General features: G+C 31.3%; 24 protein-coding genes. 13 read left to right on the forward strand and 11 right to left on the reverse strand.

The annotated features are described in order from the left end of the window. Positions 1 to 16: 16 nt before the first annotated feature. The 5 genes from ABNT22_RS12450 to kdsB all read right to left on the reverse strand — a co-directional run bounded on the left by ABNT22_RS12450 (position 17) and on the right by kdsB (position 2,680). Positions 17 to 214 (reverse strand): hypothetical protein, encoded by a 198-nt coding sequence (locus ABNT22_RS12450; protein WP_348718362.1) that lies wholly within the window; start codon positions 212 to 214, stop codon positions 17 to 19. A 136-nt stretch (positions 215 to 350) separates the two neighbouring features. Then, positions 351 to 617 (reverse strand): hypothetical protein, encoded by a 267-nt coding sequence (locus ABNT22_RS12455; RefSeq protein ID WP_348718361.1) that lies wholly within the window; start codon positions 615 to 617, stop codon positions 351 to 353. Positions 618 to 639: 22 nt separating this feature from the next. Further along, on the reverse strand, positions 640 to 1,266 hold the full coding sequence (locus tag ABNT22_RS12460; protein ID WP_348718360.1) for a CatA-like O-acetyltransferase: 627 nt from the start codon (positions 1,264 to 1,266) through the stop codon (positions 640 to 642). Further along, the gene (locus ABNT22_RS12465) at positions 1,267 to 1,953 is read right to left on the reverse strand and encodes an HAD family hydrolase (protein WP_348718359.1); all 687 of its coding nucleotides are present in this window, start codon (positions 1,951 to 1,953) and stop codon (positions 1,267 to 1,269) included. Next, positions 1,946 to 2,680: a 3-deoxy-manno-octulosonate cytidylyltransferase gene (kdsB, locus tag ABNT22_RS12470; protein ID WP_348718357.1), complete on the reverse strand. Its 735-nt coding sequence runs from the start codon at positions 2,678 to 2,680 to the stop codon at positions 1,946 to 1,948. The genes ABNT22_RS12465 and kdsB overlap by 8 nt, the downstream gene beginning before the upstream one ends. 480 nt (positions 2,681 to 3,160) lie before the next feature. Between kdsB and ABNT22_RS12475 the strand changes: the two genes are divergently transcribed. After that, a complete protein-coding gene (locus ABNT22_RS12475; protein WP_348718356.1) occupies positions 3,161 to 3,511 on the forward strand; it encodes a hypothetical protein in 351 nt (116 codons plus the stop codon). 95 nt (positions 3,512 to 3,606) lie between these two features. Here ABNT22_RS12475 and ABNT22_RS12480 read toward each other — a convergent pair whose 3' ends face one another. The 3 genes from ABNT22_RS12480 to idi are packed head-to-tail and all read right to left on the reverse strand — an operon-like array spanning position 3,607 to position 5,520. Further along, a complete protein-coding gene (locus ABNT22_RS12480) occupies positions 3,607 to 4,581 on the reverse strand; it encodes a type I phosphomannose isomerase catalytic subunit (RefSeq protein ID WP_348718355.1) in 975 nt (324 codons plus the stop codon). Positions 4,582 to 4,586: 5 nt separating this feature from the next. Beyond that, positions 4,587 to 4,997, reverse strand: a complete 411-nt coding sequence (locus ABNT22_RS12485) for a 6-carboxytetrahydropterin synthase (RefSeq protein ID WP_348718354.1) — start codon at positions 4,995 to 4,997, stop codon at positions 4,587 to 4,589. A gap of 1 nt (position 4,998) precedes the next feature. After that, positions 4,999 to 5,520 (reverse strand): isopentenyl-diphosphate Delta-isomerase, encoded by a 522-nt coding sequence (gene idi, locus ABNT22_RS12490; RefSeq protein ID WP_348718353.1) that lies wholly within the window; start codon positions 5,518 to 5,520, stop codon positions 4,999 to 5,001. 107 nt (positions 5,521 to 5,627) lie between these two features. On the opposite strand from idi, the gene ABNT22_RS12495 reads away from it, so the two are divergent. From ABNT22_RS12495 to ABNT22_RS12520, 6 genes are all read left to right on the forward strand, one after another. Beyond that, positions 5,628 to 7,217, forward strand: a complete 1,590-nt coding sequence (locus ABNT22_RS12495) for a peptide chain release factor 3 (protein ID WP_348718351.1) — start codon at positions 5,628 to 5,630, stop codon at positions 7,215 to 7,217. Continuing rightward, entirely contained in the window at positions 7,204 to 8,760 is a 1,557-nt protein-coding gene (locus ABNT22_RS12500) for a hypothetical protein (RefSeq protein ID WP_348721684.1), read from the forward strand. The genes ABNT22_RS12495 and ABNT22_RS12500 overlap by 14 nt, the downstream gene beginning before the upstream one ends. Before the next feature lie 27 nt (positions 8,761 to 8,787). Next, entirely contained in the window at positions 8,788 to 9,717 is a 930-nt protein-coding gene (locus tag ABNT22_RS12505; RefSeq protein ID WP_348718349.1) for a peptidylprolyl isomerase, read from the forward strand. A 176-nt stretch (positions 9,718 to 9,893) separates the two neighbouring features. Continuing rightward, the gene (locus ABNT22_RS12510; RefSeq protein WP_348718348.1) at positions 9,894 to 10,562 is read left to right on the forward strand and encodes an energy transducer TonB; all 669 of its coding nucleotides are present in this window, start codon (positions 9,894 to 9,896) and stop codon (positions 10,560 to 10,562) included. Positions 10,563 to 10,640: 78 nt separating this feature from the next. Further along, positions 10,641 to 11,309 (forward strand): energy transducer TonB, encoded by a 669-nt coding sequence (locus tag ABNT22_RS12515; protein WP_348718347.1) that lies wholly within the window; start codon positions 10,641 to 10,643, stop codon positions 11,307 to 11,309. A gap of 168 nt (positions 11,310 to 11,477) precedes the next feature. Beyond that, entirely contained in the window at positions 11,478 to 12,614 is a 1,137-nt protein-coding gene (locus ABNT22_RS12520; RefSeq protein WP_348718346.1) for an energy transducer TonB, read from the forward strand. A gap of 84 nt (positions 12,615 to 12,698) precedes the next feature. Here ABNT22_RS12520 and ABNT22_RS12525 read toward each other — a convergent pair whose 3' ends face one another. Both ABNT22_RS12525 and ABNT22_RS12530 read right to left on the reverse strand, forming a co-directional pair. Next, a complete protein-coding gene (locus ABNT22_RS12525; protein ID WP_348718344.1) occupies positions 12,699 to 13,499 on the reverse strand; it encodes a TIGR00266 family protein in 801 nt (266 codons plus the stop codon). Positions 13,500 to 13,541: 42 nt separating this feature from the next. Beyond that, the gene (locus ABNT22_RS12530; RefSeq protein ID WP_348718343.1) at positions 13,542 to 13,997 is read right to left on the reverse strand and encodes a DUF4442 domain-containing protein; all 456 of its coding nucleotides are present in this window, start codon (positions 13,995 to 13,997) and stop codon (positions 13,542 to 13,544) included. A gap of 155 nt (positions 13,998 to 14,152) precedes the next feature. Between ABNT22_RS12530 and ABNT22_RS12535 the strand changes: the two genes are divergently transcribed. The 4 genes from ABNT22_RS12535 to ABNT22_RS12550 are packed head-to-tail and all read left to right on the forward strand — an operon-like array spanning position 14,153 to position 17,437. Then, complete coding sequence (locus ABNT22_RS12535) at positions 14,153 to 14,581, forward strand: DUF4870 domain-containing protein (RefSeq protein WP_348718342.1); 429 nt, start codon at positions 14,153 to 14,155, stop codon at positions 14,579 to 14,581. An 18-nt stretch (positions 14,582 to 14,599) separates the two neighbouring features. Continuing rightward, positions 14,600 to 14,944 (forward strand): PadR family transcriptional regulator, encoded by a 345-nt coding sequence (locus ABNT22_RS12540; RefSeq protein WP_299108560.1) that lies wholly within the window; start codon positions 14,600 to 14,602, stop codon positions 14,942 to 14,944. After that, entirely contained in the window at positions 14,937 to 16,913 is a 1,977-nt protein-coding gene (locus tag ABNT22_RS12545; RefSeq protein ID WP_348718341.1) for a PspC domain-containing protein, read from the forward strand. Before ABNT22_RS12540 ends, ABNT22_RS12545 begins: the two co-directional genes overlap by 8 nt. A gap of 17 nt (positions 16,914 to 16,930) precedes the next feature. Further along, positions 16,931 to 17,437 carry a nuclear transport factor 2 family protein gene (locus ABNT22_RS12550; RefSeq protein WP_348718340.1) on the forward strand — a complete coding sequence of 169 codons (507 nt, stop codon included), beginning with the start codon at positions 16,931 to 16,933 and terminating at the stop codon, positions 17,435 to 17,437. A 137-nt stretch (positions 17,438 to 17,574) separates the two neighbouring features. Here the strand turns inward: ABNT22_RS12550 and ABNT22_RS12555 are convergent, their stop codons facing one another. Continuing rightward, positions 17,575 to 18,747, reverse strand: a complete 1,173-nt coding sequence (locus tag ABNT22_RS12555) for a class I SAM-dependent RNA methyltransferase (RefSeq protein ID WP_348718604.1) — start codon at positions 18,745 to 18,747, stop codon at positions 17,575 to 17,577. 103 nt (positions 18,748 to 18,850) lie between these two features. On the opposite strand from ABNT22_RS12555, the gene ABNT22_RS12560 reads away from it, so the two are divergent. Both ABNT22_RS12560 and ABNT22_RS12565 read left to right on the forward strand, forming a co-directional pair. Beyond that, positions 18,851 to 19,576: a class I SAM-dependent methyltransferase gene (locus ABNT22_RS12560; RefSeq protein ID WP_348718339.1), complete on the forward strand. Its 726-nt coding sequence runs from the start codon at positions 18,851 to 18,853 to the stop codon at positions 19,574 to 19,576. Next, complete coding sequence (locus ABNT22_RS12565; protein WP_348718338.1) at positions 19,573 to 20,259, forward strand: ZIP family metal transporter; 687 nt, start codon at positions 19,573 to 19,575, stop codon at positions 20,257 to 20,259. Before ABNT22_RS12560 ends, ABNT22_RS12565 begins: the two co-directional genes overlap by 4 nt. The last annotated feature ends 9 nt before the right edge of the window (positions 20,260 to 20,268 follow it).

A 20,268-nucleotide genomic window follows, 5' to 3' on the forward strand; every position in this document is an offset into this window, starting at 1 on the left:
AAATTGCTCTCCTTTTTTATTTTTTTATTAATGCCATGCAAGCATACAGTTCGGGTTTATTAGCTGTATACTGCTTTAACCATATTGTTAGTTCTTCTACTTCGTATGGTAATAATCTGTTCAATGCCTTTTCCAGCTCTCTACAAAATAAATCTGCGTTGAAGCTTACTTTTCTTAGTACTGTTTTAGTGTACTCAAACATTGCTCTCGCCATAATTATTTAAGGGGATTTAAGGTTATATATTTCAAACGTAAGGTACAAAAAAATATTCTCTTCGAAATGTTAAAATATCAACAAAAAAAATCCAGCTTTGTTAAAAACTGGATTTTAAAATAAATTAAACACTTAATTATAAAGCACTTATCTTATCTAAAATAGCTTTCGCCTTTTCTTCTAACTCGTTGTTAATCGCTTTAAAGTGAGCCTTCTGGTTCTCAACATCCTTAGCATTCACCTTCGCTATTAAATCATCGAACGTATCAAATAATTCATCGATAATTTCTTCAGATTTTGACGCATCAACTTCTGGGTTCAATTGCGCATTTAGTTGACAAATATCATATAAGTCTCCTAATGTATAATTAATATCTTTCTTTAAATTCTTTATGCTTGCCATAATTCTAAAATTTGCTGCAAATTTAATTTATTTTATCTAATTGATTTTGAAATTCTTCAAAAAATAAACCAACATGATATCCATCCACTAAAGCATGATTTACATTTATTGCTACTGGCATCATTAATTTATCATTTTCTTCTTTTATTTTTCCAAAAGCCAATTGAGGAACGCTATCATCTTTATTTCCTGAAAACGGTTCTTTATGCCCAGAAAAACTTACCCATGGAATTGCAGAACAATGAATACATCCTAATGAATATTTAGGAGGAAATAAATCTCTTGTTTCTTGTATTCGTTTTTTTTCTTTTTGGAAATTATTATTAAAAACAACAAAGTTTTCATTGAATTCAACAAACGAAAATCCAAAGGTATGATCTTCTCTTGCTATAGTAGCCGAAGCATGAATAGTTTCATAAACTGCAATTTTATCGCCTTCTACCCTATACTTTAATGCCTCTACATTATTTATTGCAGTCATGCATGCATGCAGATAACGTACAAAAAACGAATCTCCTTTTTCTTTAGAATCTTTAAAAACTCTAGTTACCTCAACATCAGCAACCAATCCAAAAGTTGGATCTTTTAATGTTCTAAAATGATGAAACAATTCTTTTCTATTCCAAGAATCTATATCTAAATATTTCATTTATAAATACGTAAGAATTTCTTTAATATTCCCTGCCGTTTTATAATCCTCTGACTTTTGTTCTTCAGTAACCTCTTCATGGGCCCAAGTAGTATGAAACGGCACATGTATGGCAGAAGCTCCTATAGATATTAATGGTAGTACATCAGATTTTAACGAATTTCCTATCATCAATAATTCGGAAGGATGAATATCCAAATGCTTTACTAACTTATTATAATCTGGCACTTTCTTTTCGCTCATTACTTCAGTATGATGAAAATACCTTAAAATCCCAGATTTTTCCAACTTACGTTCTTGATCTAACAAATCTCCTTTAGTTGCTACTATCAATTTATACTTACCATGCAATGCTTGTAATACCTCTTCTACTCCATCTAGTAATACAATTGGTTTTTCTAACATTTCTTTACCAATATTTAGAATCCTATCAATAGTTTGCTGATTAATTTGATAATTAGAAAGTTCTAGAGCGCATTCAACCATAGAAAGCACAAAACCTTTTACTCCATACCCATAAACAGATAAGTTTGCTATTTCTTTTTTAAATAACTCCTGGTGTATTTTATTTTCAGTTTCGTAATCTGATAATAATTTAGCAAACTCATTTTCGGCATCTCTAAAATAAGTTTCATTTACCCACAAGGTATCATCTGCATCAAAGGCTATAACTTTAATATTATCCATTGTTTAAGTATTGAATTGCTTTTTCTAAATCTTCTGGTGTATCTATACCAATGGCTTCCACATTGGTTTCTACCATTTTTATCTTTTTTCCTACTTCCAAATAACGAATACATTCAATTTTCTCAGCTGACTCTAAAGGTGTCATTGGCAAATTATAAAAATCTAACAAGGCTTGTTTTCTAAAAGCATATACACCTTTATGCTTATAATATTTAACCTCTATATCCTTATCTCTATGATAAGGTATTGGATTACGAGAAAAATACAATGCCAAGTTATTCTCATCAGTAATTACTTTCACATTATTAGGATTATCTATATCCTCTTGTTTTGTAATATGTACCTTTAAAGAAGCTAAGTCTATTTCTTTTTGGAAGTCTTCTTTAAAAATTTGAATTAATTTTTTAAGCGAAACTTCATCTATAAAAGGTTCATCTCCTTGCACATTCACAACAATATCTACTTCTAAATCTTCAACTGCTTCAGCAATTCTATCAGAACCAGTTTCGTGTTCTTTTTTACTTTTAATAACTCTTCCTCCTACTGCTTCTATCGTATTATAAATAACATCAGAATCTGTAACCACATATACTTCATCAAACAAATTTGTATTTAATGCAGCTTCGTAGGTTCTAACAATCACTGGCTTCCCTCCTAGTTCCTTCATCAGTTTACCTGGAAAACGTGAAGCGCTATATCGCGCAGGAATCATTGCTATGATTTTCATATATATATCTTATTTCATTTCAAAGATACAATTTTAAACGTCAGTTCTTCTTTCGTTTAAATTTTAACTTTAACATAATTTTTCCCTCTTTTAACTAGCTATAATTGAGAAAGTTTTATACATTTGACCATATGAACAAGGTATTTATACATATTTCAAACGCAATTACCCGTATTATTTTCAATGCGATTACTTCGTGCTATACAATGTTTTTTGGCTATACACGTATGCAGAAACAGTATGTCTACATTAAAAAAAGTACCTATTCTAAATTTAAGAATCAATAAATAAATTTTAACTATAAAAATAGAAAGGTGCTTTTTAACAAAAGCACCTTTTTTTTATGTATTAATCCAAATATTATCATTATGAAAATGTATTCAACAACAACGTATCGACAAGGCAAATGTATTATCAATTCAGCACAAAATTTTTCATTTAAAGAACCCGAATTATTACTCATATTAAACACTTAAAATCATGAACACACACATAAAATCTAGTAACAATACTATACAATTCACTGTTAACAAAAAACAAGTTAGCAAAAACAAAGTCTTAAAAACTTCGGTTCTTTATGATAAAATTGAATCGAATGTAAATTCTTCTCTCAACTTCTTTCAAAATTCATCTAACTTAAATTTTAAAAGTATTGAATTTGATATCCTAAAAAATGCTTATTTGAACGATAAACTTATCATTCAAAACAATGTAAAAAAGCTCAGCAACACAGAACTTATATTGAACATAACTGTTGCCAAAAAAGAAGAGAAAAAACAAAATATTATTTGTGTAGCCACTTTTGGCTATAACGTACAAAAAGCTTCTTAATTAATCTATTAATTGATTTTTTCAATTATATATGATTTTAAGTTGATTTGGTTTGTTAACGAACAGACTTGAAGTTTTTTGTTTTGAGTCTGTTCTTATTTTATATATACTTCTAAAAGTTTTGATTTTAGTGTTGCAAACAACGAAACGTTCTTAACACATGCAGGTAGCATAATCGTTTCTCCAACCTTTACAGTTTCCTCTTGATTGTTATATTGAAATCGCACTTCTCCTTCTACACACATATAAATCACAAAGCTATCTTTATCTTTATGATTTACTTCTAACTCTCCTTCAAACGATACTAAATTAGTTGTAAAATGTGGACAAGAAACCATTTCAGAAATACCTCCTTCGTTCACTTGGTACGAAGTTTTATAATTGTTTATTGCCTTGTAATCAATAGCTTCTTTGGTTAATTCGGTATGAAGTTCTCGGTAATTCCCATCAATATCTTGACGATCCCAATCATAAACCCTGTAGGTATTATCAGATGTTTGTTGAATCTCTGCTAATACAACCCCAGCTCCAACAGCATGGATTCTTCCTGTAGGTATAAAATAAACATCTCCAGAAATTACATCATCTACATTCAATAACTCCAACAATGTTTTGTTCTCTACATGTGCCAAATACTCCTGTTCATTTGAATCCTCTTTAAACCCAACCATAATTTTTGAGTCTTCATCGGCCTGCATAATGTACCACATTTCAGTTTTCCCAAATGAATTATGACGTTTTTTTGCAAGCGCATCGTCAGGGTGCAATTGGATACTTAGTTTATCATTAGCATCGATGAATTTTATCAATAAGGGAAATTCATTTCCAAACTTTTGATAAACTTTTTCTCCTAAAAATTCGGTCGTGTATTGCTTTGTTAAGTTTTTTAAACTCTTTCCTTTTAATATTCCTTTACTAACAATTGTTTCATCACCCTTTACGTCAGAAATCTCCCAGCTTTCACCAATATTCTTCTTGGTTGAGTCTTTCCCGAATAGTTGTATCAGTTTTTGTCCACCCCATATTTTTTCTTTTAAAATGGGTTCAAATCGTAGTAGTAGGTCAATCATAAATTTTATCCGCTATATGTTACGTAGTTTCTTGGTGTTTCATATAAAGTAATTTCTAAGTCGTATTTTTTTTCAATCTTTACACGTAACTTATCATAAATAACTACAGCTATATTTTCTACGGAAGGATTTAAGTCTTTAAATTCCTCTACTTCAATGTTTAAATTTTTATGATCAAAAGAATCTTCTACATGAAGTTTAATAAGATCTTTTAGTTTTCCTAAATCATAAACATATCCTGTCTCCGGATCTATTTCTCCTGTTAGAGAAACAATTAATTCATAATTGTGTCCGTGATAATGAGGATTACTACATTTACCAAAAACTTCTATGTTTCGTTCATCACTCCAATTAGGATTAAACAATCTATGAGCAGCATTAAAATGAGCCTTTCTATGTATCGTAATTCTTGGCATATTATACAAACTTTGCAATTTTATTGTAAGACTCTTTAAATATAATCTTAAACCATTCTGTATAAATTTCTGGTTTAGTTTCGATGTCCTTTTTTACATCTTCTAGAGGCATCCATTTATAAGCCTCTACCTCATCTGGGTTAATTTTTGGTACTCCCTCAAATTTACCTACCATTACGTGATCTAACTCATGCTCCGTTAATCCATTATCAAATGGAGCCTTGTAAATAAACCAAAAAACTTCTTCTAAATCACAAGTAAACCCCATTTCTTCTTCCAATCTTCTTACACCTGCCTCCAATGAAGTTTCTCCATCACGTTGATGAGAACAACAAGTATTTGTCCAAAGCAACGGAGAATGATATTTATGAGCTGCTCTCTGTTGCAACATCAATTCTCCTCTTGAATTAAAAACAAAAACAGAAAATGCTCTATGTAACAAAGCTTTTTCATGCGCCTCTATCTTCTCCATTAATCCGATTGGATTATCTTGCTCATCTACTAAAATTACTTGTTCTTTCATTTGAATATTTTACTAAAAGCAAACTTACAAAATTGATACCAGTTCAACAATTAAACCTTTGAACAGTTCCACTATAAAACGTATCTTTGCTGCCTTAAAATTTATAGATGAGTTTTTTAGAAGAAATACAAAAGAGACGTACATTCGGAATTATATCGCATCCCGATGCTGGTAAAACTACTTTGACTGAGAAATTGTTATTATTTGGAGGAGCTATTCAAGAAGCTGGTGCAGTTAAAAACAATAAGATAAAAAAAGGAGCTACTTCTGATTTTATGGAGATTGAACGTCAACGTGGTATCTCAGTTGCTACTTCTGTATTAGCCTTCATTTATAAAGATAAAAAGATAAACATTCTAGATACTCCAGGGCACAAAGATTTTGCTGAAGATACATTTAGAACATTAACCGCTGTTGATAGTGTAATTGTAGTAATTGATGTTGCAAAAGGTGTTGAGCCTCAAACTGAGAAATTAGTGGAGGTTTGTAGAATGCGTAAAATACCTATGATTGTTTTTATCAATAAATTAGACCGCGAAGGTAAAGATGCTTTTGATTTATTAGATGAAGTAGAACAAAAATTAGGTTTAAGGGTAACTCCAATGAGTTTCCCTATTGGTATGGGATATGATTTTAAAGGAATTTACAACATTTGGGAAAAGAAGCTAAATATATTCTCGGGAGATAACAAAACTACCATTTCTGAAGGTGTTGAATTTAATGACGTAAACAATCCAGAATTAGATACTATTATTGGAGAACCTGCAGCTGAAACCCTTCGTGAAGAATTAGAACTAGTATATGAGGTATATCCTGAATTTGATCAAGAAGAGTATGTTAAAGGTGATTTGCAACCAGTTTTCTTTGGTTCTGCCCTAAACAACTTTGGAGTTAAAGAATTATTAGATTGTTTTATTGACATTGCTCCAAATCCACAACCAAAACAAGCAGAAGAGCGTGTTGTAGATTCTAAAGAAGAAAAACTTACTGGGTTTGTATTTAAAATCCATGCAAATATGGACCCTAAACACCGAGACCGTTTAGCTTTCGTAAAAATTGTTTCTGGTACATTTAAAAGAAACACTCCTTACTTACACGTACGTAACGGAAAAAAGGTAAAATTCTCAAGCCCAAATGCTTTCTTTGCTGAAAAGAAAGAAATCGTTGAAGAATCTTTCCCTGGTGATATTGTAGGATTACATGATACAGGTAACTTCAAAATTGGAGATACTTTAACAGAAGGAGAAAAATTAAATTTTAAAGGAATTCCTAGTTTCTCTCCAGAACATTTCCGCTATGTAAATAATGCCGACCCTATGAAGGCTAAACAATTATACAAAGGTTTAGACCAATTAATGGATGAAGGGGTTGCGCAGTTATTTACTATGGAAATGAATGGCCGTAGAATTATTGGTACTGTTGGTGCACTTCAATACGAAGTAATTCAATACCGTTTAGAACATGAATATGGTGCTAAGTGTTCATATGAAAACATTAATGTGCACAAAGCTTGCTGGGTACAGCCAGAAGATGAAAAAAATGAAGAATTCAAAGAATTTAAACGTGTTAAACAACGCTACTTAGCGAAAGATAAAGAAGGGCAATTGGTATTTTTAGCTGATTCTGCTTTTACTATACAAATGACTCAAAGTAAATACCCAACTGTTAAGTTACATTTTACAAGTGAATTTGAATAAAAAAAACATACTCGTCTTTTTCCTTTTATGTATATCATGGCTTATTCAAAGTCAAGATAATATTACTAATTTACAAGGAAAAGAACTTCATAATAAAGTTCGTTTGAATTTTATTCCTGTAGAAATGCCATCAGACAAGTTTCCTGAATTAAAGCCTACGATGGGTTTGATGGGATTGCATTATCAAATTCCAATAAACAATTGGTTATATGGTGGAGTTGGAATGCATGCTGCACTAACCGGTGATCAAGGAGGATTGTTTACCTTAGGTGTTGAACTAGGTATTAATAAACAACTTTATAAAAACCTTTATCTTGATGCTAATTTACATTTTGGTGGTGGAGGTGGCTACAGAAAGTATATCAATGATGGAGGCTTTATAAACCCTAATATTGGATTACAATACAAAAAAAATAATTACTCCTTTGGGGTTCAATACAGTAATGTTAACTTTTACTCTGGAGAGGTAAACAGCAACTCTATTTCTTTCTTTGTTGAAATACCAAGTCTATTGCGTTTTTCAGATTATAAAAATGCTCAAAAAGAGTTTACAGCAACCAATCTTTCTTCAGAAAACTTTTGGAAAAGACCAGCAGTTAAAAATGTACAACAAGTACGCTTTGATTTCTTTAAGCCCTTTGGTAAATCAAGAAAAGATAATGGAGAAGAATTGAACGAAATCTTATATGTATTAGGGTTTGAATATCAAAAGTACTTACAAGAAAATGTATTTTTATTTGTTCATACAGACGCTATTTATAAAGGGTTACGTGCTGGATTTATGGATTTATTTTTTGGAGCAGGGTATCATCCCTATCAATCTAAACATTTGAACATCTTTGGAAAATTAGGAATTGGTGCAGCTGGTGGTCGTATTGCTCCTGAAGGAGGGCTTACCATTTACCCATCAGCTGGTGTTGATTTAAAAATATCAAATAAGTTTGCTATTAGTGGACATGGTGGATACTACAAAGCTTTAGATGGTGATTTTGAAGCCTATACATATGGTTTTGGAATCAAATATTTTGGATTAAATGGAGGCACCGAATCCACTTCCAAAACAAACAATTATAAAACCCAAGGAATATCTGTTGGTATTGAAAACCAGACCTATTTTAATGTTGCTAAATTCGACCCACCAAATAGTAGATATGAAGTAGATTTACAATTATTGGCTCTTCAGTTTAATTATGATATTTCAAATCGTTTTTATTTAATAGGTGAAGCTGGTTTTGCTTATGATGGTCAATCAGGAGGATACGCACATGGACTAGCTGGTATTGGGTATAAGACCCCTTCAATATTAAACAACAAACTAAACGCTTTTGTCGACCTAGTTGGTGGTGCAGCTGGTGGTGCTGGTGTAGATACTGATGAAGGTATTGTGGTTAGACCAACAGCTGGTTTAAATTATAACCTAGCCAACAATTTTTCATTATCCGTTTCAGGAGGTAAATTTATTGCTCCTTTTGGTAATGTAAACTCAACAAATGTAAATATTGGTTTAAACTTCAATTTTGCAAGTTTAACTAGTAAAAAATAAAGTGTAAATAGATTTAAATTAAAAAAAATGAACAACGGAATTTATGCAAAGTTCACTACTCCTAAGGGAGATATTTTAGTAAACTTAGAACATGAAAAAACTCCTGGAACAGTAGGTAACTTTGTTGCTTTAGCTGAAGGAAATTTAGAAAACAATGCTCGTCCACAAGGAGAACCATACTATAACGGATTAAAGTTTCACCGTGTAATTGCTGATTTCATGATCCAAGGTGGATGTCCACAAGGAACGGGAACAGGTAATCCAGGATACAAATTTGATGATGAAATTCATCCAGAATTAAAGCATGATGCTCCAGGTAAATTATCTATGGCTAATGCCGGGCCTGGAACTAATGGTTCACAATTCTTTATTACACATGTTGCCACACCTTGGTTAGATGGTAAACACACTGTTTTTGGAAGCGTAATTGAAGGGCAAGATGTTGTGGATGCTGTTGAGCAAGATGATGAAATGAATGTAGAAATCATTCGTGTTGGTGAAGAAGCTGAAAAGTGGAATGCTGTAGAAGCTTTTAGAACTTTTGAAGGTGCTCGCGAAAAGAGAGAAGCTGAAGAAAAAGCTCGTCAAAAAGAATTATTAGACCAAGTTGCTGCTGGATATGATGAAACTCCAAGTGGATTACGTTATAAAATAGTTCAAAAAGGAGAAGGTAAAAAGGCTACTAAAGGCGCTATGGTTTCTGTACATTATAAAGGTCAATTATTAGACGGTACTGTATTTGATTCTTCATATAAACGCAAGCAACCTATTGACTTTGCTATTGGAGTTGGACAAGTTATTCCTGGTTGGGATGAAGGTATTCAATTGTTACAAGTTGGTGACAAAGCTCGTTTAGTAATCCCCTCTAACTTAGCTTACGGAGAGAGCGGTGCTGGTGGTGTAATTCCTCCAAATGCTACCCTTATCTTTGATGTAGAATTAATGAATGTAAAGTAATTTTACACCATATATATTATACTATAAAAGCTCATTTAACAATGAGCTTTTTGTTTACGAATAATTAACGTTCTTAACATTAAGAATATTAAAACTTAAATATCACATCAAATTATCTTAAAACATAAAAGCGGATTCTTTTTGATCTTTGTTATGCACCTATAACAAACATAACAATGAAAAAACTACTACCTTTTATCTGCTTAACCATCTTATCGATTTTTAACTCCTTCTCTCAAGCCAAAGTTTGTGAAACTTCTGAAAGTCAAATTAACGATATAAATGATCTTGGTATTAATAAATGTGAGGTACAGAATAATCACAAAACTCAAAATAAAAGGGTTATTAATACCAAAACTAAAAAAACAACTACTCGTTTCAGAAAAGTAAACTCAGCCAAGAAAACATTACATCAACTAACTAGTAATACTGGAGTTCAATTAACTGTAAACAACCAATCACCTGCTATACAACTTCCAACAAATAACAAAGCAATACTTTTTAATTTAGTTGAAGAAGTTCCTTTGTTTAGTGGTTGTAAAAAAACTACAAAGGAAGAAAGTAGCAAATGTTTCAAAACAAGATTAAATAAACACATCTCCAAATACTTTCATCCAGAAGAAATTATTGATGAAAGTATTAATGAAAAAATCTTAATTCAATTTGTAATTGGTATTGACGGTAAAGTATCTTCAGTACAAATAAATAGCAAATCAAACAACAGACTCATAACCAACAAATTAACAGAAATCATTAAGAAATCGCCACAATTTACTCCTGGAAAAGAACAAGGTTTTCCTGTTAATGTAGTGTATTCTTTTCCTCTAAACTTAACATTAATTTAAAGTTGGAGTTTTTATTTTTTTCTAATTTCGTTCTGGTTGAAAAAACCCCGAAAATTTAATCAACAAAACCCCTTAAATATGAAACCCTTCTATTCTACTGCAATTGCGGTAATGCTATCCTTGGCTTGCTATTCTCAAACAGAACAATGTACTACTCCAGATGAAACGGTTATTGACCCAAATAGTATTACTAAATGTAGTGTGGAAGATGTGAAAAAGGCTCTTGAAGACATTAATGACAAAGAAGTTAGTGTTAAGTATAGAAAAAAAAGAAACAGAGTAAACTCTAACTCTATGAGCTCTACTAAAAGTGTTTCGGCTCAACAGAACACTCAATTGGTTAGTCAAATAGAACTAAAAAAAGATGTACTATCTTCGGTTCACAAAATACCTTTTCACCTAGTTGAAGAAATTCCATTATTTAAAAATTGTGAAAATGTACCATTGATGAAGCAATCTAAATGCTTTGAAAAACAAATGTCTAAGCATATTATTAACAATTTCAATTATCCTCAAGAAGCACTGAGTAATAAGATAGAGGGACGTATTTTAGTTCAATTTACAATCAATGAAGAAGGTGAAGTTGTTGACATAAGAAAAAAGGGTCCTGAAGGTACAGAAATCTTAAAAAATGAAGCTGTTAGGTTAATTTCGAAATTACCAAAATTTATTGCTGGAAAACATAATGGTAATAATGTTAAGGTAAAATATGGTTTACCTATTACCTTTAAATTACCTAAAAGTTAAGCCCAAAAATTTCAAAAAAAATCACATTTATTTTTAACTACTTGATTTAAAAGATTTTAAAAAAATCATAAAATCAAGTAAAAGTTTGTGGTTTTTTATTTTTTACCATATATTTACAACCTATTCTATTTAAAACATTAAATATTAACCCCTTAAATAGGCACAATTATGGTTAAAAACCCCTTAGTAATTGCAGCTATGTTCTTCACGATGATAGCAGCTGCTCAGCAGGAGCATTGTACTACTCCAGATGAATCAATTGCCGACCCTAATAGTATAACAAAATGTGCAGTAGATGATACTGACGGTTCTAAAAAAACGTTATCTATTGAAGTCTCAACGCGTAAAAGAGTTGTAAGAAAAAATAAAGAAGCAGTTAACTCTATCGGGATGTCTAGCAATAATAAAATTGCAGATATCAAAAAAAACACATTACTTGTTGGTAAATTAGAGTTAGAAGATAATTCTTCTACACTAGAAAAAGTACCATTTAACCTTGTAGAAGAAATTCCATTATTTCCAAAGTGTAATAATGTACCTTTAATTAAGCAAGCTAAATGTTTCAGTGATCAAATGTCTAAACATGTTATTAGTAACTTTAAATATCCTGAATCGGCTATTAATAAAGGTATCGGCGGAAGAGTTCTTGTACAATTTACAATTACTCCAACTGGTGAGGTAGAAGATATACTTTTAAGAGGACCTCAAAATGGAGAAATCTTAGAAAAAGAGGCTAAAAGAATTATTACTAGACTTCCAAAGTTTACTCCAGGTAAGCATAATGGAAAGGCAGTAAAAGTTAAATATGGTGTACCAATTACATTCCAGTTACCAGAAGGAGTAACTAGAACAAATACTGGTAAGAGATCTGCTACAAAAACAGCAGCTAAAGCTCCTGTAAGAAAAGCAGTAGTAAGAGCACCTAAGAAAAATACTATCACGAATTTTGTTAAGTTTGCTGAAGTTCAAAGAATTCCACAATTCAAAGCTTGTTCAAAAGCATCTGACATGCAAAAACTTAAATGTTTCAATGATAGAATGATTAGTCATGTCCAAAGAAACTTTAACTATCCTGAAGCTGCTGCTCAGCAAAATATTCAAGGAAAAGTTTGGGTAAGATTTATCATAGACAAAACTGGTAATGTTGTAGACATTAAATCTAAAGGACCTAAAAACGGTAGATTATTAGAGAAAGAAGCTGAAAGAATGGTTTCTACATTACCTAAATTCATTCCTGGTAATCACGATGGTCAAACAGCTAATGTAGAGTATTACATACCTATTAACTTCCAGTTAAAAGAATAGAAATTGTTTTTAACCTATTTATATAAAAAAGCGAGTTCAAATTGAACTCGCTTTTTATTTTATTATTCTAATTTCTCTTATTATTTAAAATCTATTATCTCCATCTAGTATATCTCCAATTCCTCCCAAAATACTCCCTTCTCCTCTATCTCCTTTTCCTGTTTGAGGAGCCATAGCCAATACTCTTCCAGCTAATCTACTAAACGGTAAAGATTGAATAAAAACGGTTCCAGGTCCTTCTAATCTAGCAAAAAACAAACCTTCACCTCCAAAAATTGTGTTTTTAATTCCTTTTACAAACTCTATATCATAATCTATGTCTTTTGTAAAACCAACAATACAACCCGTATCTACTTTCAAAACCTCACCTGCTTGCAATACTTTTTTAGACATGGTTCCTCCGGCATGAATAAAGCCCATACCATCACCTTCCATTTTTTGCATGATAAAACCTTCTCCGCCAAACAATCCTCTTCCTAACCTTCTCGAAAATTCAATTCCAATTGATACTCCTTTTGCCGCACATAAAAAAGCATCCTTCTGACAAATAAATTTCCCTCCAAATTCGCTTAAATCAATTGGTACAATTTTCCCTGGATATGGAGAAGCAAAAGATACTTGCTTTTTTCCATGCCCTACATTTGTAAATACCGTCATAAACAAGTTTTCGCCAGTTAATAAACGTTTACCAGCTGAAAATATCTTTCCTAGAATTCCTTTTTCTTGATTAGAACCGTCTCCAAAAATGGTATTCATTTCTACATCAGATTCCATCATCATAAAACTTCCCGATTCCGCTACTACTCCCTCTTGTGGATCTAACTCTATTTCTACGTATTGCATTTCTTCGCCAAAAATGCGATAATCAATTTCGTGTGCATTCATAATATTAGTTTTTATAGATTAGACTTTCATCTTTGTCTTTTGTTACGATTTCACTTTTAAACTCCACTCGAATTCAAATTTAGAAACAGATATCTCATCCTCATTGATTCCTTCAGAAGTTACTATAACTGTTTGTCCTTCTCCGGTTTCAACTGACTTTTGAATCGCATTTTTTATTATATCACCATCATTACATTCAAAACGTATCCTACCTGTTGCCTTCTTTGTAAAAGTTGCATTCATATTTGTAACTAACATAGATACTTTTCTTCCCGATACATCAATTGCTTGCATAACCAAAATCCCTGTCGAAAGTTCCGCAGCCATACCCTGAACTGCCCAAAACATGGATTTAAACGGGTTTTGATTGATCCATTTATGCTTTACCGTTACTAAAGAATTCTCTTGAGAAATAGACTTTACTCTAATTCCGCAGATATATGCTGATGGTAATTTAAAAAATGTAAAAAAGTTAATTTTTCTAGGTGTAAATTTCATTTTATCAGTATTTACAGGCAATGTACAGCTTTTTATCCAAACAATTCAAATGAGTCTATATGTTAAAAAATGTTAAATTTTAGTACTATGTATTGCATAATACCTTTTAAAAGATATATATTTGCAATGTAAAGTATTATACAATCCATATTATTATGCAACACAATAACGAAAACACCAATGCTTTTTTGATACATATATCAGCCTTTGCCGGCTATTTATTTCCTTTAGGGAGTATTATAACACCGTTAATATTATGGCAAACATTAAAAACTAGAAGTTTGTTTTTAGATGATCATGGTAAAGAAGCTGTAAATTTCAATATAAGTTTTGGAATTTACATTTTGATTTTGAGTGCTTCTTTTTTCTCATTTATATTCGGAAACATCTTTGACATTTTTAATGGGATCGATATTGATTTTGGCGGTCGTCATGGATATGGAGGCCTTTTTGGATTTATAGGAGTCGCTTCTTTAGTAAGTGTAGTAACCTTAATAAAAATAGCCTTAATTATCATTGCCGCAATGAAAGCAAACAAAGGAGAACATTACAAGTATCCTTTTACTATAAAATTTATAAAGTAATAATATAAACCACTCTCAATGAAGATAGAAAACACAAAAGCGCAAATGCGTAAGGGAGTATTAGAATATTGCATCTTATCAATATTACAAAATGGAGATGCATATACTTCTGAGATTCTTTCTAACCTAAAAAGCGCAGAGATGATTGTGGTTGAAGGTACCATATATCCGTTATTAACTCGATTAAAAAACGCAGGATTATTAACCTATAGATGGGAAGAATCAACCTCAGGACCGCCACGTAAATATTACGTATTGACAGAAAATGGTCAATTGTTTTTAAAAGAATTAGACAAAACCTGGAATAATTTAGTATCAGCAGTAAACCAAGTAACAAGTACAAAATCAACTAAAAATGAATAAGACAATAAATATAAATTTAGGCGGGTTCTTCTTCCATATAGATGAGATCGCTTATCAAAAATTAAAACGCTACCTAGATGCAATTTCGCGTTCTCTTAGCGATGATCCTCAAGGCAAAGAAGAAATTATAGCCGATATTGAAACGAGAATTAGTGAACTTTTATCTGAAAGAATTACAGATGCTCGTCAGGTTATAAATGAAGGAGACATTGATGAGGTAATTGCTATTATGGGGCAACCTGAAGATTATACAGAAGACGAAGAATATGCAACTGAATCAGGTTCTTATTACAACAGAAGAAATCAATCATCTAAGAAACTTTTTAGAGATGGAGAAGATAAATTTTTAGCAGGTGTTGCTTCTGGATTAGGTCACTATTTCAATGTTGATGTTATTTGGATCCGTTTAGCATTCTTGTTATTAACCTTAGCCGGATTTGGGTTTGGAGTAATTGGATATATCATTTTATGGGTATTACTCCCAGAAGCAAAAACAACTTCCGATAAACTCCAAATGGAAGGTGAAGCTGTTAATATTGACAACATAGAAAAAAAAATTAGAAACGAATTTGACAACCTTTCTTCAAAGGTAAAGGAAGGCGCCCATGAATTAACTGATAAAATCTCTAATGCCGATTACCAAAAATTACGTAACCAAACTAAATCTGGCGCGCAAGATTTTGCAGATACTTTAGGAAAAATTTTACTAACCGTGTTTAAGGTGTTTGGTAAATTCATGGGCGTACTTTTAATTTTTATTGCTGGAATAACGTTGATTTCATTGTTATTTGGATTGTTTTTTGCTGGTAGCTTGGAGGTATTAAACTTTGATGGTGATTTAGTTCATTATCCACCATTTTTCTATGATTCTGCCTTACCAAAATGGTTATTAACCACCTTTATATTTTTGGTTGTAGGAATTCCTTTTGTAGCACTTTTCATTTTAGGTTTAAGGATATTATCTCCTAACTTAAAAAAGATTGGAACACCTACCACATTAACCTTATTAGGTGTTTGGTTTGTAGCTGTATTAGGGTTAGGTTTCTCAGCAGTAGAATATGGTACCTCTAGAGCGTATGATGGAAGCAATGTAAGTAAACATAGTATTACATACAATCAAGAAGAGCCTTTAAAGATTAGAGTCGTAAACGACGATAACATTTATTATTTACATAATTTAAGAAGAAGAGGAAATAGCATTGATGTAAACATAAATGATAAAGAAACTAAATATTCTAACAATGTTAAGATTGATGTAGCCAAAAGTGAAACTGGAAATGCTTATATCGAAATAAAAAAGACTTCAGAAGGGAGAAGGCGTAGTAAAGCAGGTGACAATGCAAAAAAAATAGTATACAACTTTAAATCTGCTAACAATACTATTGTATTTGATGCTTTCTATTTAAGTGAAATTCAAAACTTATGGAAAGAAGAAGAAGTAAAAGCTACTATTTTTATTCCGGAAGGTACTTCCCTTTACTTTGAAGGTTCATCAAGAAACTTCTTATACGGAGTTGACAATACTGAAGGAATTTATGATAGAGATATGGCCAACCATCACTTTAAAATGACTTCTAAAGGATTGGAATGTACTGACTGTGATTCAGATTCACCTGAAGAATCAACTAATGAAGATGATAATGACAGTAATAATGATAACGAAGTTAGTTTTATGTTTGACAGTACAATAAATGACATTAAAGCTGAATTCATTATTAACAGTAGTACAACCAAAAAAGAGCTTGAAAAATTGATTGATTGGTTTAAGTACAAAAAGAATATTGATATTGACGTTACAAATGCCCTATATGATGCTGAAGACAAAATCAAGAGATTACGATTAGAAATAAATTGTAATGATGGATATGAAGGTATCATAAATATCTCTAATAACATTGTAAAAGATCTTCCTAAAGGATTTAGAAGATTGTATAATGAAGAAGGGAACCTTGCCTTTAAAACCTGGTAATCGAAAACTGAAAAACTATGAACGAATTATTTGATTTCTTTTTTAAAGGCAACTTTTTCTTTAAAATTTTAGGTTTCTTATACGCACTTCTTCTTTCTTGGGTAATGAATGGACAAGTAAATGAAATTCCTAAATACCAACCAACTGACAACAAACTATATAAAGAGATAATAAAAATGGATAGTATTTATTTCACGGCGTACAACCAATGTGACATGAAAACACAAGCTTCTTTATACCATGACAACTTAGAGTTTTATCATGATAAAGGTGGGGTAATTACTTCAAAAAAAGAGCTTTTAGATGCTATCGAACAAAACATATGTAATAAAGTAACGCGAACTTTAGTTGAAGGAAGTGTTGAAGTATATCCAATACCTGATTACGGAGCTGTTCAAATTGGATATCATAAATTTTTCAATAATAGAGAACCCAATCAAAAATCAATACCAAGCAAATTTATTGTTCTCTGGAAAAAAGAAGATAAACACTGGAAAATAACAAGAGTTGTAAGTCTACATTAAAATATAGTTTCTACTAAAAACATTAGTTCATTAGTTAGCTAACTCTAATGACACTAATACTTGGTTTTATTAGTTTAGAAGGCCAAAGCAATATGCTTTGGCCTTCCTCTTTTTATGTTATATGTCAAAGTCAAATTTTAATCTTCCGTTATCCGTTGTTTTTTAAGCTTCTTACTCCCTTCGTACAATTCATACTTAACAAAACGACAATCTAAGTCAGCATTTTTTAAAGGAATTCTTCTAGAAGTTCTTAAACCGACATGTTTTAATGCTTGAATATCTGATGTTATTAACCAAGCTGTAGAATTTGAATAATTATGCTTAAGTGTATCTCCTATTTTTCTGTAAAATTCTTCCACATCAATATTTAATCTTTCTCCATATGGTGGGTTGAATAAAATGGTGGTCTTACCAAAAACTTCCTTTTTAGAATTGAAAAAGTTCACGTGATGCACCCCTACAAACTCTTCTAAATTTGCGTTAACAATATTTTGCTGTGCCTTTCTCACTGCAGAAGGAGCTTTATCAAACCCCATTATTTTAAAATGAGAACTTCTAATTTTCTTTAATAACGAATCTTGAATAGTAAAGTATAAATCCTCGTCGTAATCATTCCAATTTTCAAAAGCAAAATGCTTACGATTAATGTTTGCTGGTATTTTATTCGCTATCATAGCGGCTTCAATCAAAATTGTACCTGAACCACACATTGGATCTATAAAGTTCTCTTCTCCTTTATATCCAGAAAGTAAAATCAATCCAGCTGCCAATACTTCATTAATTGGTGCAATGTTTGTAGCACTTCTATATCCTCTTTTGTGCAATGATTCTCCAGAAGAATCTAAAGAAATGGTTAACCATTCTTTATGAATATGAATATGAATCTTTACATCTGGGTATTTTAAATCTACATTAGGTCTTTTACCATGTTTATGACGAAAATAATCGGCAATTGCATCTTTCGATTTTAAACTAATGTAATGAGAATTTGAGGTGAAATTTCTTGAATTTACTACAGCTCCTATAGCAAAAGTTCCATCGGCATCTAAAAAACGTTCCCATTTTACACGTTGAATTGCTTCGTATAAATCTTCTTCATCAAAAATCTTACTACGCTTAATTGGTTTTAAAATACGAATAGCAGTACGCAGAGCAATATTTGCTTTATACATAAAACCTTTATCTCCTCTAAAAGAAACATTTCGAATTCCTTCTTTTACTTCTCTTGCACCTAATAGCCTTAATTCATCTGCTAATACTCCTTCTAAACCAGCCATTGTAATGGCAGTCATTTTAAAATCTTGCTCCATAGAACTTATAAAATTGAATTGCAAAAGTACTGTTTTAAATAATTGTAAACACAGAGTCTTTTCAAAATGTAAGATTTACGTATTTTTGCAGACCTTATAGCATATGAAAACAACAGATTGGTTTAGCGAATGGTTTAATACACCATATTATCATATTTTGTACAAGCATAGAAATGATGCTGATGCTCAATTCTTTATGCGCAATATCACACAATTTTTAGCACTTCCTAAAAGCAGTCATATTGCTGATTTACCTTGTGGTAAAGGAAGACATTCCGTTTATCTTAATTCCTTGGGGTATCAGGTTACAGGAGGTGATTTAAGTGAAAATAGCATTTTACATGCAAAACAATTCGAAAATGACAGCTTACAATTTGAAGTTTGGGATATGCGTACTCCTCTTGAAAACAAATACGATGCTGTTTTTAACTTATTTACAAGTTTTGGGTATTTTGAAGATGATAACGAGGATATTACCATTTTAAAAAGCATTAAAAACGGGCTAAAGGAAAATGGTGTATTTGTTTTAGACTTTTTAAATGTTGAAAAAGTAAAAGCAAACTTGGTAAAAGAAGAAACTAAAACGGTAGATAGAATAGATTTTCATATCAATCGTGAAATTAAAAATGGTTTTATTTTAAAGCATATCAAATTTACTGCAGATGAGAAAACATATGCTTTTACAGAGCAGGTCAAATTTTTAACCCTTGACAAAATGAAAGGATATTTTGATGTTGTTGGACTCCAAGTTAAAAACATCTTTGGAGACTATGCTTTAAATGATTTCGATCCTGCTTCTTCTGACCGTTTAATTTTAGTTGCTGAATGAGTTCTTTGATTCTAATTATATCTGTATTAATTGGTGCTTTAATCGTATTGTATTTAAAGCCAAATACAAAGTTTGTTCGCTTACTATTGGCTTTTAGTGGAGCTTACTTATTATCTGTAACCATTCTACACTTGATACCAGAAGTATATATTGAAACTTCAAATTCAAAAAAAACAGGAATTCTTATCATTTTAGGAATTCTTATACAATCTATTTTAGAATCCTTTTCAAAAGGAGCAGAACATGGACATGTACACGTTCATTCAGATAAAAATCAATTTCCTTGGCTACTTTTTGTTAGTTTAAGTATTCATGCTTTTACTGAAGGACTACCTATTCATGACCATGATGATCACCAACATAATCTTTTATGGGCCATTTTTATTCATAAAATTCCAATCGCTATTGTACTTACCACCTTTTTACTTAAAGCGAAATACAGCAAAAAAACAATTGCTTTGTTTTTAGGTTTTTTCGCATTAATGAGCCCTTTAGGTATCTATATTTCGGAAAAGGCATCGTTTTTACATGAATACCACTCTGAAATTATTGCGGTGACCATTGGTATTTTTCTTCACATCTCTACGATTATCTTATTTGAAAGTTCTGAAAATCACAAATTCAATTTTCAAAAATTCACTGCTATTTTATTAGGTATTTTACTGACTGTTTTTACTTTATAATTTGTTTAC

It is taken from the genome of Tenacibaculum sp. 190130A14a (genome assembly GCF_964048965.1).
Taxonomy (GTDB): domain Bacteria; phylum Bacteroidota; class Bacteroidia; order Flavobacteriales; family Flavobacteriaceae; genus Polaribacter; species Polaribacter polynesiense.

Excerpts from the sequence above, each read along its gene's own strand:
- ABNT22_RS12455 (WP_348718361.1), bottom strand. The coding sequence starts at position 617 with ATGGCAAGCATAAAGAATTTAAAGAAAGATATTAATTATACATTAGGA.
- ABNT22_RS12550 (WP_348718340.1), top strand. The coding sequence starts at position 16,931 with ATGAACGAATTATTTGATTTCTTTTTTAAAGGCAACTTTTTCTTTAAA.
- ABNT22_RS12465 (WP_348718359.1), bottom strand. The coding sequence starts at position 1,953 with ATGGATAATATTAAAGTTATAGCCTTTGATGCAGATGATACCTTGTGG.
- ABNT22_RS12520 (WP_348718346.1), top strand. The coding sequence starts at position 11,478 with ATGGTTAAAAACCCCTTAGTAATTGCAGCTATGTTCTTCACGATGATA.
- ABNT22_RS12545 (WP_348718341.1), top strand. The coding sequence starts at position 14,937 with ATGAATAAGACAATAAATATAAATTTAGGCGGGTTCTTCTTCCATATA.
- ABNT22_RS12555 (WP_348718604.1), bottom strand. The coding sequence starts at position 18,747 with ATGGAGCAAGATTTTAAAATGACTGCCATTACAATGGCTGGTTTAGAA.
- ABNT22_RS12530 (WP_348718343.1), bottom strand. The coding sequence starts at position 13,997 with ATGAAATTTACACCTAGAAAAATTAACTTTTTTACATTTTTTAAATTA.
- ABNT22_RS12485 (WP_348718354.1), bottom strand. The coding sequence starts at position 4,997 with ATGCCAAGAATTACGATACATAGAAAGGCTCATTTTAATGCTGCTCAT.
- ABNT22_RS12475 (WP_348718356.1), top strand. The coding sequence starts at position 3,161 with ATGAACACACACATAAAATCTAGTAACAATACTATACAATTCACTGTT.
- ABNT22_RS12510 (WP_348718348.1), top strand. The coding sequence starts at position 9,894 with ATGAAAAAACTACTACCTTTTATCTGCTTAACCATCTTATCGATTTTT.
- ABNT22_RS12565 (WP_348718338.1), top strand. The coding sequence starts at position 19,573 with ATGAGTTCTTTGATTCTAATTATATCTGTATTAATTGGTGCTTTAATC.
- ABNT22_RS12515 (WP_348718347.1), top strand. The coding sequence starts at position 10,641 with ATGAAACCCTTCTATTCTACTGCAATTGCGGTAATGCTATCCTTGGCT.
- ABNT22_RS12525 (WP_348718344.1), bottom strand. The coding sequence starts at position 13,499 with ATGAATGCACACGAAATTGATTATCGCATTTTTGGCGAAGAAATGCAA.
- ABNT22_RS12450 (WP_348718362.1), bottom strand. The coding sequence starts at position 214 with ATGGCGAGAGCAATGTTTGAGTACACTAAAACAGTACTAAGAAAAGTA.
- ABNT22_RS12460 (WP_348718360.1), bottom strand. The coding sequence starts at position 1,266 with ATGAAATATTTAGATATAGATTCTTGGAATAGAAAAGAATTGTTTCAT.
- idi (WP_348718353.1), bottom strand. The coding sequence starts at position 5,520 with ATGAAAGAACAAGTAATTTTAGTAGATGAGCAAGATAATCCAATCGGA.
- ABNT22_RS12495 (WP_348718351.1), top strand. The coding sequence starts at position 5,628 with ATGAGTTTTTTAGAAGAAATACAAAAGAGACGTACATTCGGAATTATA.
- ABNT22_RS12535 (WP_348718342.1), top strand. The coding sequence starts at position 14,153 with ATGCAACACAATAACGAAAACACCAATGCTTTTTTGATACATATATCA.
- ABNT22_RS12540 (WP_299108560.1), top strand. The coding sequence starts at position 14,600 with ATGAAGATAGAAAACACAAAAGCGCAAATGCGTAAGGGAGTATTAGAA.
- ABNT22_RS12480 (WP_348718355.1), bottom strand. The coding sequence starts at position 4,581 with ATGATTGACCTACTACTACGATTTGAACCCATTTTAAAAGAAAAAATA.
- kdsB (WP_348718357.1), bottom strand. The coding sequence starts at position 2,680 with ATGAAAATCATAGCAATGATTCCTGCGCGATATAGCGCTTCACGTTTT.
- ABNT22_RS12560 (WP_348718339.1), top strand. The coding sequence starts at position 18,851 with ATGAAAACAACAGATTGGTTTAGCGAATGGTTTAATACACCATATTAT.
- ABNT22_RS12505 (WP_348718349.1), top strand. The coding sequence starts at position 8,788 with ATGAACAACGGAATTTATGCAAAGTTCACTACTCCTAAGGGAGATATT.